This window comes from Actinotignum timonense, from assembly GCF_030216305.1.
Taxonomy (GTDB): Bacteria; Actinomycetota; Actinomycetes; order Actinomycetales; family Actinomycetaceae; genus Actinotignum; species Actinotignum timonense_A.
Map to the genome: position 1 here is coordinate 23,984 of NZ_JASOKT010000001.1, position 16,206 is coordinate 40,189.

The 16,206-nt window shown below is 61.7% G+C and carries 13 protein-coding genes and 1 tRNA gene; 11 read left to right on the forward strand and 3 right to left on the reverse strand.

The window, feature by feature from the left end; translation table 11 throughout:
- The first annotated feature begins 180 nt into the window (after positions 1–180).
- The 6 genes from glgA (at position 181) to QP305_RS00165 (ending at position 5,425) form a co-directional block, all read left to right on the forward strand.
- On the forward strand, positions 181–1,428 hold the full coding sequence (gene glgA / locus QP305_RS00140; RefSeq protein ID WP_087071193.1) for a glycogen synthase: 1,248 nt from the start codon (positions 181–183) through the stop codon (positions 1,426–1,428).
- A gap of 35 nt (positions 1,429–1,463) precedes the next feature.
- Complete coding sequence (locus QP305_RS00145; RefSeq protein ID WP_284903198.1) at positions 1,464–2,249, forward strand: ABC transporter ATP-binding protein; 786 nt, start codon at positions 1,464–1,466, stop codon at positions 2,247–2,249.
- Positions 2,250–2,437: 188 nt separating this feature from the next.
- Positions 2,438–2,860 (forward strand): NfeD family protein, encoded by a 423-nt coding sequence (locus QP305_RS00150; RefSeq protein ID WP_284903200.1) that lies wholly within the window; start codon positions 2,438–2,440, stop codon positions 2,858–2,860.
- A 65-nt stretch (positions 2,861–2,925) separates the two neighbouring features.
- Entirely contained in the window at positions 2,926–4,017 is a 1,092-nt protein-coding gene (locus QP305_RS00155; RefSeq protein ID WP_284903201.1) for an SPFH domain-containing protein, read from the forward strand.
- Between the two features lie 137 nt (positions 4,018–4,154).
- A complete protein-coding gene (locus QP305_RS00160) occupies positions 4,155–5,012 on the forward strand; it encodes a TrmH family RNA methyltransferase (RefSeq protein WP_284903203.1) in 858 nt (285 codons plus the stop codon).
- Positions 5,013–5,128: 116 nt separating this feature from the next.
- Positions 5,129–5,425: a helix-turn-helix transcriptional regulator gene (locus QP305_RS00165; protein WP_051278575.1), complete on the forward strand. Its 297-nt coding sequence runs from the start codon at positions 5,129–5,131 to the stop codon at positions 5,423–5,425.
- Between the two features lie 130 nt (positions 5,426–5,555).
- Here the strand turns inward: QP305_RS00165 and QP305_RS00170 are convergent, their stop codons facing one another.
- Complete coding sequence (locus QP305_RS00170) at positions 5,556–6,029, reverse strand: tRNA (cytidine(34)-2'-O)-methyltransferase (RefSeq protein ID WP_284903205.1); 474 nt, start codon at positions 6,027–6,029, stop codon at positions 5,556–5,558.
- A gap of 280 nt (positions 6,030–6,309) precedes the next feature.
- Between QP305_RS00170 and QP305_RS00175 the strand changes: the two genes are divergently transcribed.
- From QP305_RS00175 to QP305_RS00190, 4 genes are all read left to right on the forward strand, one after another.
- Positions 6,310–6,984 carry a hypothetical protein gene (locus QP305_RS00175; RefSeq protein ID WP_284903206.1) on the forward strand — a complete coding sequence of 225 codons (675 nt, stop codon included), beginning with the start codon at positions 6,310–6,312 and terminating at the stop codon, positions 6,982–6,984.
- Positions 6,984–8,798: a hypothetical protein gene (locus tag QP305_RS00180; RefSeq protein WP_284903208.1), complete on the forward strand. Its 1,815-nt coding sequence runs from the start codon at positions 6,984–6,986 to the stop codon at positions 8,796–8,798. The genes QP305_RS00175 and QP305_RS00180 overlap by 1 nt, the downstream gene beginning before the upstream one ends.
- A 2-nt stretch (positions 8,799–8,800) precedes the next feature.
- The gene (locus tag QP305_RS00185) at positions 8,801–12,052 is read left to right on the forward strand and encodes an error-prone DNA polymerase (protein WP_284903209.1); all 3,252 of its coding nucleotides are present in this window, start codon (positions 8,801–8,803) and stop codon (positions 12,050–12,052) included.
- A 153-nt stretch (positions 12,053–12,205) separates the two neighbouring features.
- A complete protein-coding gene (locus tag QP305_RS00190; protein ID WP_284903211.1) occupies positions 12,206–12,670 on the forward strand; it encodes a hypothetical protein in 465 nt (154 codons plus the stop codon).
- Here the strand turns inward: QP305_RS00190 and QP305_RS00195 are convergent.
- Complete coding sequence (locus QP305_RS00195; protein WP_284903213.1) at positions 12,667–13,719, reverse strand: GNAT family N-acetyltransferase; 1,053 nt, start codon at positions 13,717–13,719, stop codon at positions 12,667–12,669. The genes QP305_RS00190 and QP305_RS00195 overlap by 4 nt on opposite strands.
- A 146-nt stretch (positions 13,720–13,865) precedes the next feature.
- The gene (locus QP305_RS00200; RefSeq protein WP_284903214.1) at positions 13,866–15,890 is read right to left on the reverse strand and encodes a M3 family metallopeptidase; all 2,025 of its coding nucleotides are present in this window, start codon (positions 15,888–15,890) and stop codon (positions 13,866–13,868) included.
- Positions 15,891–16,108: 218 nt separating this feature from the next.
- Here QP305_RS00200 and QP305_RS00205 point away from each other — a divergent pair.
- A tRNA-Leu gene (locus QP305_RS00205) sits at positions 16,109–16,193 on the forward strand.
- Positions 16,194–16,206 lie beyond the last annotated feature (13 nt).

The following is a 16,206-nucleotide window of genomic DNA, read 5'->3' on the forward strand; positions in this document are numbered from 1 at the left end:
AACGTGAAGTTGAACACCCGCGTCCAGAGGGGAAGTGGACAAGTCGGGCGCCGGTCCACGCTGTGGATAAATGGGGCCCGCGGCTGTGTTTCCGGGGGTGGTGGGTTACCCTTGAGGTAGTACGCTCGCATGATCCGCTTCGTGGGGAAGCGGACGGCGGCGAAGAAGCCGGAGGCAACCATGCGCATTGATTTACTTACTCGCGAATACCCCCCGCATGTGTACGGAGGCGCGGGAGTTCACGTGACCGAGCTTTCCCGTGTGCTCGCCCAGCATGCTGATATTCACGTGCGTGCTTTTGATGGCCCGCGCGCTCCCTCGGAGAACAAAGATGTTCCCGCGGGTGTAGCACTGGAGGGCTATGACTACCTCAAAGAACTTGAGGGCGCGAACGCGGCCGTGCGCACCATGGGTGTTGATCTTAATATGGTCACGGATGTGGAAGGTGCGGATCTGGTGCACTCCCACACCTGGTACGCGAATTTCGCCGGGCATATCGCTTCGATTCTTTACGGTATTCCTCATGTGATTTCCGCGCATTCTCTGGAACCGCTGCGCCCGTGGAAACGCGAACAGCTCGGGGGCGGCTACCAGCTGAGCTCCTGGGTGGAAAAAACCGCCTACGAATCCGCGGCCGGAATCGTGGCGGTATCGCACGCGATGCGCTCCGATATTTTGCGCTGCTACCCGAATATTGCACCCGAACGGGTGCGGGTGATTCATAACGGTATCGATTTGAATACCTGGAAAGCTCCGGAAACCAGCGCGGAAAAAGAAGATGCCCGCCGGTATTTCGCCAGCTACGGCCTGGATCCGGATCGGCCCACCATTATGTTCGTTGGGCGTATTACCCGCCAGAAGGGCGTGCCGGGGCTGCTGCGCGCGCTGCGCCAGGTCGATAAGGGCGTCCAGGTGGTGCTGTGCGCCGGGGCTCCCGATACTCCCGAAATCTTGGAGGAAACAAAGGCGCTCGTGGCGAAGCTGCAGGCCGAACGCGAAGGCGTGGTCTGGATTGACGATATGCTCAGCCAGGATCGCATTGTCGCCCTGGAATCGTGCTGCACCACTTTTGTTACCCCCTCCATTTATGAGCCGCTCGGCATTGTTAATCTGGAGGCGATGGCGGTGGGGCTTCCGGTGGTCGGCACCGAAACAGGGGGAATTCCCGATTGCATCGTGCACGGAACCACCGGGCTGCTTGTTCCTATCGAACAGGCACAGGACGGCACCGGCACCCCGCTCAACCCCGAGCAATTCGAGGCAGATCTGGCCGCGGCTCTCAACGAGGTGTGCTCCGATCAGGAGCGGGCCGCGCAGATGGGCCTGGCTGGCCGCCGCCGGGTGGAGGACCATTTCTCCTGGGAAGCTATCGGCGAAAAAACCATGGAGTTCTACCGCGAACTCGTGGATAACTATCCGCGGCGCTAACCGGTTATGTCGTAGCGGCACGCTATTCTAGAACCATGGGTGACGTGCTGTCTTTGAAAGATGTAACGCTGCGCCGCGGGGCTACAGAAATCCTCCGCTCGGTATCCTGGGATGTTAATTCCGGGGAACGCTGGGTGATTTTCGGGCCCAACGGCGCCGGGAAAACCACGCTCATACAGGTGGCCGCCGCGCGGCTCTTCCCCAGCTCGGGAAGCGTGGAGCTCATGGGCGAACGCCTCGGCACGGTGGATGTGCGGGAGCTGCGCAGCGCCGTGGGGGTAACCTCGGCCGGGATTGATGCCCGCATCCCCGGGGGTGAAACCGTTTTCCAAGCGGTGCGCACCGCCGCCTACGGGCACCTGGCCGCCTGGAATGAGGAGTACGACGCCGCAGATGACGCCCGCGCCCGCGCCATGTTGCGCAGGCTCGGTTTACGGGACCTCGAGGATCGTAAAGTTGCGCACCTATCGTCCGGGGAACGTAAACGCTTGGGGATCGCGCGGGCCCTCATGCCCAATCCGGAAGTCCTTATTCTGGATGAACCCACCTCGGGCCTGGATCTGGGTGGGCGCGAACGCCTGCTAGCCACCCTCTCGCGGCTGGCCGGAGCAGCATACGCCCCGGCCATGCTGCTGGTCACCCACCACGTGGAGGAAATCCCGGTCGGCTTTACCCATATGCTGCTCCTCAAAGCGGGCAGTGTTGTGGCAGCCGGGCCGCTAGCGGAAGTTCTGACTTCCGCGCAGCTCTCGGAGGCATTTGATTACCCGCTCCGGGTGGAAGAAAACGCGGGCCGGTATACCGCGCGCGCTGCCCGCTAGGGGGATCTGGTGCTCGGTATATCTGTAGCCCGGGCTATTTCGCGGGCGGAAATCCCGATATTCCGCGCTCAGTAGATTTTCCGCTCGGTATATCCGAGGCGCAGGGTGTCCGGTAGCATGGCACCAGAGGACGAAGAGGCCCGGAGCCGGAGAACCGGCTGGGTGGAACTCTCAGGAAAGGGAGAACAATGACGTGGCAAATTTGGGTCATCGCCGGGTTAGTACTCGCAATTGTTGAGATGTTTACCCTCGATTTCACTTTCCTTATGCTGGGGCTAGCTGCCCTGGCCACCGCGGGAGTGGCCCTGGGAACAGATGTCCTGTGGATCCAGATCATCGCCTACGGAATTTTCGCCCTTATCCTCTTGTTTTTCGCCCGTCCCTGGGCGCGCCGTCACATCAACCCGCGCGGCGCCGCCGTCGGCAATGTGGAGGCGCAGGTGGGCCGGCGTGCCTACGCGCTCACGGAGATTACCGAACGCGGCGGGCGCGTGAAAATTGGCGGAGATGAATGGAGTGCCCGCACCGCTGCGGGGCGTATCCCGGAGGGCGGCGTCGTACTTGTGCAAGCAATTGACGGTGCCACCGCAATCGTGACCCCGGAATCATAAGTTTTATCTGCTTCACGTACCACCGACAAGTCACCGAGGCCGCCTAGCGGCACAAAGGAAAAATCATGGATGCTGATATCAACGCGAGCACGGTTATTGGCGTGCTCCTCCTCTTACTCCTTCTCCTTGTGGTGGTGGCGGTGTTCCGTTCCGTCATCAAGGTGCAGCAAGGCTACCAGGTGGTTGTGGAACGCCTGGGCCGCTACCACTCCGTGCTGCAACCGGGGCTGCATTTCCTGGTGCCGTTCTTCGACGCGGTACGCCAGCGCATCGATATGCGTGAGCAAGTGGTGCCTTTCCCGCCCCAGCCGGTTATTACCTCCGATAACATTAACGTGTCCATTGACACGGTTATCTACTACCAGGTGACGAACGCGTATTCCGCAACTTACGAAATTGCCGACCCGATGACGGGTATCGAGCAGCTGGCCGTCACCACCTTGCGTAACATCATCGGCACCATGGATATGGAACAGGCCCTGACCGGCCGCGACCGTATTAACGACCAGCTCCGCAGCGTGCTGGACGATGCCACCGGGCGCTGGGGTATCCGCGTTTCTCGCGTGGAACTCAAGGCGATTGATCCGCCCGCTACCGTTCAGGGCGCAATGGAACAGCAGATGAAGGCCGAACGTGACCGCCGCGCCGCGATTCTCACCGCGGAAGGTATTAAGCAGTCCCAGATTTTGACCGCCGAAGGCGAAAAGCAATCGGCTATTCTCAAGGCTGAAGGTCAAGCTCAGGCAACCGTCCTCAAGGCCCAGGGTGAATCCCGCGCTATTCTTCAGGTCTTCGACGCGATCCACAAGGGCAATGCCGATCCGAAGCTGCTCTCCTACGAATACATTAAGACGCTGCCGCAGATCGCCAATTCGCAGTCCTCGAAGCTGTGGATTGTTCCTACCGAGCTCACCGCCGCGCTCGACGCAGTACAGAAGGGCTTCGGCGGAGGCCGCAGCGGCGGGGGAGATGACCCCAACCCGGCCGGGCCCACCGGGGTCGATTTTGAGAACGCGGCCGATGTGGCTGATGTTCTCAAGGAAACCACCCTCCCCGATATTGATTCGGCGCTGGCCGATGCACGCGGGGAAGCTAATCGCGCTGTTGATGATGCGCGCGGTTCCGTTTCCGATCCCAACCAGATCCCGAAGAACTAAGCGAAAAAACAAGCTCATCGGCGTGTCGAATCACCGAGCTTGATATCGATAATTGGCCGGGGCCGCCCACTGCGCACAACGCGCGGAGCGGCCCCGGCCATTTGTATCCGATACCGGCGTGGTGGCACGCTTGCTATGTGTTGATTTACCTCGATAACGTTGCCGCGCCCGAACTTGATGATTATTTCCGGCTCACCGATGTGCACCTGCGCCGCTTACTCGAACCCGAGCGCGGGGTGTATATGGCCGAATCAACGAAAGTTATCGAGCGGGCTTTGCAGGCCGGCCACCAGCCGCGTTCCTTTCTCACCTCTCCGCGCTGGCTCCCGGATTTGCAAGCCTGCTTGGAGCGTTGCGGTTGGGCGGCGGACGGAGCGGCGGTGCCTATCTACGTGGGTACCGATGAGATGCTCCAGGCAGTAACCGGTTTCAAAGTCCATCGGGGTGCCCTGGCCGCGATGCACCGCCCGGAATTGGCCGATGTGGCAACGTTGCTAGCGGAGGCACGCGAAGGGCGCGGGGCGCGGCGCGTCGTCGTTCTAGAAGGGCTGGTGGACCACACAAATGTGGGCGCGATTTTCCGTTCCTGCGCGGGGCTCGGGGTCGATGCGGTGCTGGTGACCGATACGTGCGCCGATCCGCTGTATCGCCGCTCGGTGCGAGTATCTATGGGGACCGTGTTTCAGGTGCCGTGGACGCGGATCCACGAGTGGCCGCGCAGTATCGAAAAATTGCACGGTCTCGGTTTCCTCACGGCAGCTTTAGCGTTGGAGGACGACGCCGAAACTCTGGATGATTTTGCGAACCGCGCTGATGTGCTGGCTCCGGATTCGCGGGTCGCACTTATTCTCGGAACGGAAGGGGACGGTCTGAGCGCGCGTACCGTCGCGAGTGCGGATACCCGGGTCATTATTCCCATGGCGGGGCACGTGGATTCCCTCAATGTGGCCGCCGCGAGCGCGGTGGCCTGCTGGGCGCTGCGCACCCGCGACTGAGGTGAAAGCGGAGCGCAACAAAACGGCAGGTAGAGCAGGCCCTTGAGAAAATAATTACTGTTAATGCCGGGTATACCCGGTGGAAAGAAGGTGCTACGCACGACGAAAGTGGAAGGGTGCAGGACAGTTCCCAAATCGATTCGCTCGTCGCGTGGCGCTTGGCGAAAACAGTACGTGACCGGCGTGAAAGCCTGGGAATGTCGCAAGAAGACCTCGCTTTGCGCGCCAATCTCAATCGCACCACGTTGCAATCGCTAGAAAGTGGGCGTTCCGATCATAAAACCGGAAAGCCGTCTAATCCGCAGCTACGCACGCTGCTCCAATTGGCGCGGGCGCTGGAAATGTCCGCCGGGGAACTCCTTGGCGAAGCCGAACGTCTCTACGATCAGGCGCTTCGCGAAGAAGGCTTATAGCTAGTCCTATGGTGCTGTAGCGCGGCGGGCCGTGTATCTCCCGGATGCGGGCAGCCGCTAGCTTGGGGCCGTGTGCGGCGCGCGCTTAAGGTGCGCGCGGGCGTCGGGTTGAGGCGTGCCCGGAAATGTTTTAGGAAAATTGGGCGGTACCGGGGTATCCGAGCTGGCGCCAGGCTTCGTACACGGCAATGGATGCCGCATTGGCAAGATTAAGAGACCGCAGGTGTGGGAGCATCGGTATGCGCACCGCCGCGGTGATACGTTCGTGGGCGACGACGCGCGCGGGCAAGCCGGTTGGTTCAGGCCCGAAAAGGAGATAGTCGTCGGGCTGGTAGGAGACTTCGGCGAAGTTATTTTGGGTATGCCCGGTAAAAGCAAAGATGCGAGCATCGGGTGCACTGGTGAGAAATTCCTCAAAATTCGGGTGAATAACGAGGTTGGCAAGGTCGTGGTAATCCAAGCCGGCGCGTTTGAGATGGGCATCGGAAAAATCGAAACCGAGGGGCTCAATCAGGTGCAAGGTGGCGCCGGTGCACGCCGCTAGGCGAATGGCCGCGCCGGTATTACCGGGAATGCGCGGCTCGAAGAAAACAATATGAAGCACCCATCCAGGGTACTCGCCCAAGAATTTCGCGCGCGATTTTTGTGTCGTATCCCTTCGGTAGAGTAAAGCCGTACCGTAAAATCGAACATGCGTTCTAATCTGTTGTGGGGGTGCTATGGGTGCGCAGAAATTAGCTGCCGCGCGGGCCGCGCTTGCCCGTGCGGAATCCGCGGTGGGATTAGCCGGCTCACAACCGCAGGTACAACCACAGTCGGGCGGGAGCGGCTGGGATCTCCCACCGGAACTTTCTCCACTTTTCCCGCGGGGCCTAGCCCCGGGGATGACTCTCGGAGTTAGCGGTTCGCGCATTGCGCTGGCCCTGGTGGCCTCCCTGGTAAGTGCGCAAGGTGCGTGGTGCATCTACCTCGGTGTGCCTGATATGGGCTGGGAAGCCTGCGCCGGGTTAGGAAGCGATCTCAATCGGATTGTTACTATTCCCTACCTCCCGCCGGCCCGGAGCGGGGCGGCGCTTTCGGCCGCTATTGATCTTTTTGACGTGGTGATTGTGGGGAGCGCGCTGCGCCTAGATACGCGGGAACAGCGCCGGCTCGCGCAGCGGGCACGTAACCGGGAAACCCTGCTTATTGCGGAAAACTGGCAGGTGCGGGATCGGGTGCAGGCGCGCTATGAATCGGTGACGGGCCCGGCCAGCGGAAGCGGGTATATCGCACATATCACCGTGGAGCTCCGCTCCGCGCACGGTGCACGCCTGCGTATTGTGTGGGATGCTACCGGCTGGCATCCGGCCGCGGGCCTGCGGGCGGTGCCATCTGCACACGAGGCCGCTAGGGCTTTGAATGAGGTTGCCCCGGTTTTGAATGAGGTCGCTCCGGCTATGCGCGGTGTCGCTTCGCGCCGCGCGGTGCCCGAGCGCCGGATCCCGGGTGACCAGACTCCTGGAACCGAGCTTCGTTTGGTACCGGTTACCGATGCGCGGGGGAGGGGTGGAGAATAATGCGCCAGGCAACAGTCTGGGTTCCTCACTGGCCCATTATCGCAGCGGAAATGGCGGGAATTGTGAGCAGAGAAAATCCCGTCGCGGTCGTGGAACACCACCGGGTAGCCAGCCTCAATATCTGGGCCTGGCAGAAAGGCGCCCGGGTGGATATGCCCACCCGGCAACTGCAATCTCTCGTCCCGCAATGCACCGTTATTCAACGGGATGGGGCGCGTGAGCTACGTTTCTTCGACCCGATACTACGCGCTATCTCCAATCGAGTGGCGCGCTTCTCGATGCTAGAACCGGGAGTGGTTATCTTTTCAGCCGCGGGCCCGGCACGCACCGCAGGCGGAGAAGAACGCCTATGCGAAAGCATCGTGGGGGATATCGTTGATGCCGCCGGGTGTGAAGCCCGGGTTGGAATCGCGGAAGGAACCCTTCCTAGCCTATGGGCGGCGCGCACCTCGCGCATTATCGCTCCGGGTGCTTCCGAACAAGCATTGGCCAGCCAACCGATCTCGCTTTTCCTTCTTACCGCAACGTCAGCAACCCGCCCCGCGCTCCGTGACTGCGTGGAACTACTTCATGACTTGGGGATCGCCACTATCGCGGATGTTATCGGGCTGGGGCAGCGCTCCCTCGTCACGCGTTTCGGGAATATCGGGCAATACCTGTGGGATCTTGCCACAGCGCGCACCCTACCCGCACACGAAGCAACCCCGGATACCCGTGATATATCAGTGGTAGCCACTTTTGATCCGCCCCTGAGCCACGCGGAACACGCGGCTTTTGCCGCGCGTAATCTCGCCGGGCAACTCGAAACAAAAATGCGGGCCGGTGCGGCTGGCTCCGCCCGCCTGGATATTCGGGCGAGCTCCGCCTCCGGAGAAGTAATGACACGCAGCTGGCACCTCGAACTTCTCACCCAAGAAGATGTGGTGGATCGGGTGCGGTGGCAAATCTCCGCCTGGATAGCACAACCCCGTGAGGCCAGCGAAGCGCCAGCGGAAACCCGCGGAGGTATTACCCAATTAGAGTTGATCGCCCGGGATATTACCCCCGCGGGCAACCATCCGGCGCCCCTCTGGGGTGCGCGCACCACCAGCGATGCGGCAGCAGCGCGCGGGGCTCACCGCCTCCAAAGCCTCCTCGGTGAAGAATACGTGCGGGTACCCCGCCGGGTGGGTGGGCGCCTCCCCGAAGAAGATATACAAGAAATCCCCTGGGGCCAGGCGGTAGATACCTCCCGGGCTGGGCTTCCCTGGCCGGGCCGGCTGCCCGAACCCGCCCCGGTACAGTTCCTGCGCACGCCCTATCCGGTGGCTGTGCTGTGTACCTGCAGGCAGCCACTTGCTATTGCCGCAACCACCGCATTGCACTGCCCGGGGGAGTGCCAGCGGCCCTTTCCGGCTACCATCCGCACGGCTTCCCGCACCGGCGCGGCTTTGCCCGCAAGGCACGATGCCTCGCCCGCGGGCCCTGCCTTATCATCGGGCTATGCTGCCTCACCCGCGGGCCCTGCTGCCTCACCCGCGGGCCCTGCTGCCTCACCCGCGGGCCCTGCTGCCTCACCCGCGGGCCATGCTGCCTCACCCGCGGGCCCTGCCTTATCATCGGGTAGCGCCGGGCCTCCTACCGCATCGCTCCGCGCGCTTTTCGGCGTGGAAGGCTCCCTCACGGTACTCGACTACGCCGGCCCCTGGGTGAGCGAACAACGCTGGTGGGCGCGCCCCACGCGGCGCGCCTATATCCAGGCAGTCACCACCACCGGGGCGGTACTTCTCTATAGAGAACAGGAGCGCTGGTACCTTGCAGCCAGCTACATCTAGCCATGACCACTCTTATCACTAGCTCTCCCTATATTCCGTATGCGGAACTGCATGCCCACTCGGCTTTCAGTTTTCTTGACGGAGCCAGCCTGCCCGAAGACCTCGTGCAAGGCTGCCTGGACCTGCGTATCGAAGCCCTCGCTCTCACCGATCACGATGGTTTTCCCGGCGTCATGCAGCTCGCACAAGCCGGGCGAGATACCGGCCTCCCCACCATCACCGGCACCGAAATAACGCTGGATAGCACCCAGCCGCGCGAAGGCCCGGATCCGGAAGGTGAGCATCTTGTGTTCCTTGCCCGCACCCCGGCCGGATACCAGCACCTCTCCCGCGCTATCGGAACAGCCATGCTCGCCAGCGGTGCAAAAGGAATCGCGCACCATACGCTGGCTCAGCTTGCCCGCAATAATGGCGATATTCTCGTCCTCACCGGCGGCTGCCGCAAAAGCGCCCTCCGCCGCATTCTTGACACCCAACGCGGCAGTGAGGCCCGCCGCGCAGCCCGGCAAGAACTTGACCTCCTTATCGGCACCTTTGGGAAAGATAACGTCGTCGTGGAACTCACCTCCCACGCCGGACCGCTTGACGCACAGCGATGCGATCTTCTCGAAGAACTGGCCCGGGAAACCGGAGTTCGCGCGGCAGTAACAGGAAACGTCCACTGCGCGCATCCCGCCGACCGCCCGATTGCCGATATATTCGCTGCCACCCGGGCCCGCCGTACCCTCGATGAGATAGACCCCTACCTTCCCGCCGCCGGAGCCTATCTGCGCTCCGGCCACGACTGGCGCATCCTGCACCGTGGGCGCGAACGCTACCTAGAAGCCGCAGCCCGCATCGCCGAAGAATGCGCCTTTGATCTCTCCCTCGTCGCGCCGAATCTTCCCCCGTTCCCGGTCCCGGAAGGCTATACCGAAGCCACCTGGCTGAGGGAACTGGTGCTGCGCAAAGCCCGCGAGCGCTACGGAACACCGGCGGACTACCCGCGTGCCTGGGAAGTGATCGAGCACGAACTCGAGGTCATTACCAACCTGGGTTTCCCCGGATATTTCCTCATCGTGGAAGAAATAGTGGACTTTTGCCACTCGCGCAATATTTGGTGCCAGGGGCGCGGCTCGGCAGCGAACTCCGCCGTGTGCTTCGCCCTGGGAATCACCGCGGTCGATGCCGTGAAACATGCCATGCTTTTTGAACGGTTTTTATCCCCGGGGCGCTCGGGGCCACCCGATATCGATATCGATATCGAATCCTCACGCCGCGAAGAAGTCATCCAGCATGTGTACGAACGGTACGGGCGCTCCTGCGCTGCCCAGGTCGCCAATGTCATCTCTTATCGGCCCCGCTCTGCTATCAGAGATGTGGCACGGGCCTTCGGATACCCGGAAGGCCATATCGACCAGTGGGCATCAGCATTTCACCACCGTAGTATCAGCCCGGGCAGCAGCGCCCAGCCCCAGCCCGCCGGGCTACCCGAACGCGTCGCCGCGCTGGCTACCCGGATACAGCAGCTCCCGCGGCATCTGGGAATCCATTCCTCCGGAATGGTGCTGTGTGATCGCCCGGTTATTGACGTATGCCCGGTGGGGTGGGCATCCAAACCGGGAAGAACAGTACTGCAATGGGATAAAGACGATTGCGCTACCGCCGGGCTCGTGAAATTCGATCTTCTCGGGCTCGGAATGCTCACCGCTCTGCGTATCAGCTTCACAGAACTCACCCGCCGCGGGATTCTCGCGCCCAATGGCCAGCCCCTCAGTTTGCATAATGTGCCCTCGGAGGACCCGGAGGTATATACCCTCCTTCAAGCAGCCGATACCGTCGGAGTGTTCCAGGTGGAATCCCGCGCGCAAATCGCCACCCTGCCACGCCTGAAACCCGAATGCTTCTACGATCTAGTTATCGAGGTGGCTCTTATCCGCCCCGGCCCCATTCAAGGCGGATCTGTCAATCCCTATCTGCGGCGCAAACAGGGGAAAGAAAAAGTGACCTATCCGCACCCGCTCCTGAAAAATGCGCTGGAAAAAACCCTGGGGGTGCCGCTCTTCCAAGAACAGCTCATGCATATTGCCATTGACGCCGCGGGATTCACACCTGCACAAGCCGACCAGCTCCGCAAGGCCATGGGCTCGAAACGCTCCGCCGCCCGCATGGAACGCCTACGCGGCCAACTCATGGAAGGCATGGAAAAACAGGGGATAACTGATCCGGAGGTGCGCGCAGAGATCTATGAGAAACTCGCCGCTTTCGCCGAGTTCGGTTTCCCCGAATCCCACGCCTTTTCCTTCGCCTACCTCGTTTACGCTTCCGCCTGGCTGAAAGTTCACCACCCGGAAGAGTTCTATATGGGTTTACTCAATGCGCAACCAATGGGCTTTTACTCCCCGCAATCCCTTGTTGCCGATGCGAGGCGGCATCACCTCGTGGTGCGGCGGGCAGATGTCACGCGTTCGCACGAACACGTCAGCGTGGAAGAACTACCCGATACGCAAGATCGTCCGAAACGGGAACACCCGCGTATCCACGTGGATAGCCACCGCTACCTCCAGCTCGGACTCAGCAGCATTAAAGGCCTCGGGAACGCGGCCACGCGGCGAATCCTCACGGCCCGCGCCCGGGCGCCCTTCCGTGACCTCGCTGACCTAGCGCAGCGTGCCCGGTTGAAAACAGCAGATATCGAGATTCTTTCCCGCGCCGGAGCCACAGACAGTTTGGGAGTGAGCCGGCGGGAAGGCGTCTGGATAGCCCAAGCGGTGAGCAATGCTGAGGTAGCACACGGCACCATGTATCAGCCCGCGATCCCCGGAACGGAACCTTTCGGTGCGGTGCCCGAGCTCCCGGAACTCACCGCAGTGGAACAGGCCCATACGGACCTGCGCACCACCGGAATTTCTCCCGATTCCTACCCGACGCAATTCATTCGCCCAGCCCTCACCGCGCGCGGAATTCTCACGGTTGCCGCGGTATCCACCCATCCGGAAAAAAGCAGGTGCAAAGTGGCCGGACTGGTTACCCACCGCCAGCGGCCCCATACCGCGAAAGGAATCACCTTCCTCAACCTCGAAGATGAAACCGGGATGCTCAACGTCCTCATCACCCCGCAGCTATGGGAACGCTATCGGGAGATTGCGCGCACCTCGAACGCCTTGGTGATCCGCGGGATGGTCGAACGCGATGGCGGAGCCGCCGTTTTCCACGCCGATGGAATCGAAGCTATCCCGCTCGGGATCAACCTGCCCTCCCGGGATTTCCGATAGCCGCGCGATAAAGCTGGTGGCTAGGGAGTAGCGGCGTCGTCGCTTAAAACCTCTTAGCGAAAAGAACGCAACCGGCCGCGAACAATCGATACGATAACGGAAGTTGCTCTCGACCTGGAGCATCCCCCGCACAGAATCTGGAGGCACAAGGTTATGGGTAAATATAGGGCACTGTTGCGGCTTGCGCGTCGGATCGGCCCCGCCATCGTTTTCGTGATCACACGTTACGGACCGCAATTGCGCGCCCTCATCCGCGAAAACCCGCAGATCGCTTCCAAACTCCAGGACCGCATGCATCAACTTGCCGGGAAAAAGCCGAATGAGCGGGACGCTCACAGCCTCAGCGGCCGCATCGAGATCCTCAAAGAACACGTCACCTATCTCTACGCCTCGGCCAACACCGCTGATATTGCCGAAAAAGCCGCGGCGTGGCGCGCCGAACTCGACTCCATCGAACGGGCCATCCCCGTCCTCGACGCCATGGCCCGCGCGCAGCGGCTCACGGAACGGCGCAAGCTCTCCAAACGGATCGACGTGCTATCCCAACAGATCCTCTCCGCCAGCCTCAGCGATTACATTGAAGACGCCATTATTGACGACGACGGGAGTGCGCGCTAATCGCGCGAGGAGAGCCCCAAAGCCCGCGGGATATCAGGATTGAAGAAATTCGGGCCCTTGAGAACCTTGCCGTCCTCCCGGTAAATCGGCCGCCCGTCCGCCCCGAGCTTCGATAAATTCGAGGCCTGCACCTCGGCAAGCACGTCGGCCATAGGAATGCCCAGTTCTAAGGCCATCCCGTAAATTACGTACACCAAATCCGCGAGCGCATCCGAAATCTCAATAATATCCCGGGTTTCGTCATCAAGATCAACAGCCCGCGCGAAAGCCGCGCTCACCTGTTCACCGGCGGTCTTCCCGTAGGCGGCCGTCACCAATTCGGTAAATTCCTCCGCAATAAGAGACATACGCATCGGCAGGCGCGGCCGATCCGCATTCGGCCCATCGGTGACAATAGGAAGCGCGTACGTTTCGTGGAATTGGCGCACCAGATCCTCCGGGCGGCGCGGATCGGGAAAAGCCGGATGCTTCTCACCGGGGCCAAACCAGGCGTGCGCGGGCTCCATGGCATCCCCGCGCTGGAGAGTGGCCTGGAACAGGCCATAAACCTCGCCCTTATTCACCGTGACAGCCGGGCGGATACCGATGAAAGAAAACCCGAGCTTCCAGGCGACCTTCGCCGAAGCCCAATTGATATCCGAACCCTGCACTTCGCAATCCCAGTGCATTGCCGCCAGATCGGTCTTATCGAAGAAATACTCCAGGACGGTGCGAACTGCCTCCGTCACCATCCCGGTATTGCGAGCCTCTTTGGCGGCCCAAAACCCTAGCCGGCCGATGCGCCCGTTTCCCGTCACATCCACCTGCACGCAGCCCAGCGGCGCGGATTCAGGACCGCGGCGAATCAACCATACCGGCGAACCTTCTGCCCACTTCTGCGGCGCGAACTCCGTGATAAACGCTTGGGCATCCGAGCGTGAATAGCCGGCCGGAATCGTGGTCCAGCGTTGAATATCAGGGTCCGCGCAGATGGTGGCCAGCGCGGCTTCATCCGCGGGGCGCGGAGCGCTAAGAAAGTACGACGGCGTGGTTAGTGTGAACTCCTGCATGGCTTTAGTGTACGCAGGCCAGCAAGCCTACAAAAACGCGAGGCCCGAACCGCCACACAGTTCGGGCCTCGCGCCATTCCCCAGCGCTCCTCGCGCAATCCTAGAAACTCCGCAAGAAGCAGCCGATCTCAGAGCTAACGCAGTACTTAGCTCTCCAGCAGCCCGTGCCGCTTGAGCAGCGCGGTAGCATCCACATCCCGCCCGAGCAACGCCGCGAAGGATTCCTTCGGATCACGCGAATTACCCCGCGCGAGCACCTCGCGGCGCAACTTCTCGCCAGCCTGACGATTCAAGCCAAGGTCGCCCTCGTGTGCGGCGTCGTTCTGGAACCACGCCACCGTATCGGCATCCAGGGCCTCGCACCAGGTGTAGGAGTAGTACCCGGCAGAATACCCACCGGAGAAAACGTGGTTGAAGTAGGCGCTACGGTACCGCGGGGGCACCAGGTCATGCTGGACGCCCGTGGCCCGCAAAGCCTTCTCCTCGAAAGCTTCGAAGTCCGCGGGGCTGGCCGGCACGTCGGCTTCACCGAGGCGATGCCAGGCCTGATCTAGGAGCACTGCCTGCTCGATTTCGCACATGCGGAAGCCGGCCCCGTATCCGCGCGAAGCAACGAGCGCCTCGGTTTGGGCGGCGGGCAGCACCTCACCGGTCTGGTAGTGGCGCGCGTACCGCGAGAGCACCTGCGGGTGCCGGGCCCAAATCTCATTGACCTGGGAGGGGTACTCCACAAAATCACGCGGAACATTCGTTCCGGCCACCGAGGGCCAGCGCACATCGGAGAGGAAACCGTGCAGCGCGTGCCCGAATTCATGGAAAGCAGTTTCCACTTCGTCCCAGCTCAGCAAAGTGGGCTCGCCGGGAGCCGGCTTGGTGATATTGAGGTTATTGCAAATAACCGAAGCGGGGGAGCCCTCCGCGGATTTCTGCACGATAGCGTGCATCCACGCACCCCCGCGCTTACCGGGCCGCGCGTAGTAATCACCCAGGAAGTAGCCGAGGAAAGTGCCGTCCTCTTCGGCAACCTTCCACACGATCACGTCATCGGTGTACCCGTGTTCTTCGGTGCGGGTGAAAGTCAGGCCGTAGAGCCTATTAGCCGCGTAGAAAACACCTTTCTCCAGCACGTTATCGAGTTCGAGATACGGGGTGAGGGCCTCGTCATCAATGCTGAACTTTTCAGCGCGCGCCTGATTCTGCGCCCGCACCCAATCGCTGGCGGTGAAGCTCTCCTTCCCCCAGCGTTCCTTGACGAAAGCGGCCAGCTCCTCAGCTTCGGCAGCAACATTGCGGGCAATGGGCGTCATCATGGGGGAGAGGAGCGCATCGATATTTTCCAGCGTCCCGGCCGAAGAATTCGCGGCCACGTAGGCGGCATGATTCGGGTAGCCGAGCAGCTTGGCGGCCCGGGCCCGCAACCGCACCAGCTCCAGAATTGACTCGCGGGTATCGGTGGTCGCGTCATGACCATCGCAACGCCGCAGGGACGCATCCAGGAGGCGGGCGCGGGCTGCGGCGTCGTCCAAATTATCCAGCAACGGTTGCTGGGTAGGAAGGCGCAGCGTGGCGAGATAAGCGGCCGAGCTATCCGCGGCGGCGGCCTCCCCGGCCAGGCCTTCGCGCTGCGAAGCGGACAGCCCGCTCAGTTCCGCCTCGGTGAACTCCACCGCGTCATCCAGACCGGCCTGCACGATACGCTGGCCGATCTCGGTTGAAAGCTCAGCCATGCGGTTATTGATAGCGGCCAGTTCGCCGCGCGCGGCTTCGTCGAGCCCGGCACCGGATTGTTGGCAGCGCTTGAGGTGCTCGCGGGCGGTATACGCGGTTTCCGGATCCAGATCCGCCTGGCACAGCTGCTCAAAACGCCGGTACAACCGCGGATCCATGTACAGCGCGTCCTCGTGCGCGGTCATCTTCGGGCTGAGCTCGGCCTCAACCCGATCCCACTCCGCCCCGCCAATCGAGGAACAATAGGTGTAGAAAATCGAAGCTTCTACCTCAAGCTTTGCGCCGGAGAGTTCAAAGGGGCGCAAGGAATTTTCAACGGTGGGCGCCTCGGTAACCTCGAGAAGAGAGGCGACGACGCCGCGCTGGTGCTCCATCAAATCAAGGACCGTGGCAAGTTGGGATGCCGGGGTCACATGCGAAAAATCAGGTAAGAGAGTACTCATAGGCTTAACGGTAGCTGCCCGGGCCGAATATGTACCAGCACGGCCCGCGCTAGAGGCACCCGCACAGCCCGCGCCAGAGCCCGGGCCAAGACCCACACCAGGGGCGTAAGGCGTAAGTGGAATCACACCTGCTCCCGGCCGCATGATTTGAAAAAGTAGGCGCGGGCCTGGTAGATTCTTCTCTGTTGCTCAGCACGGCGTGCTGAAGAACAATCACCGCGCGGGTGGCGGAATAGGCAGACGCGCTAGCTTGAGGTGCTAGTCCTCGTATAGAGGGTGGGGGTTCAAGTCCCCCTCCGCGCACGGTGAGAAAGCC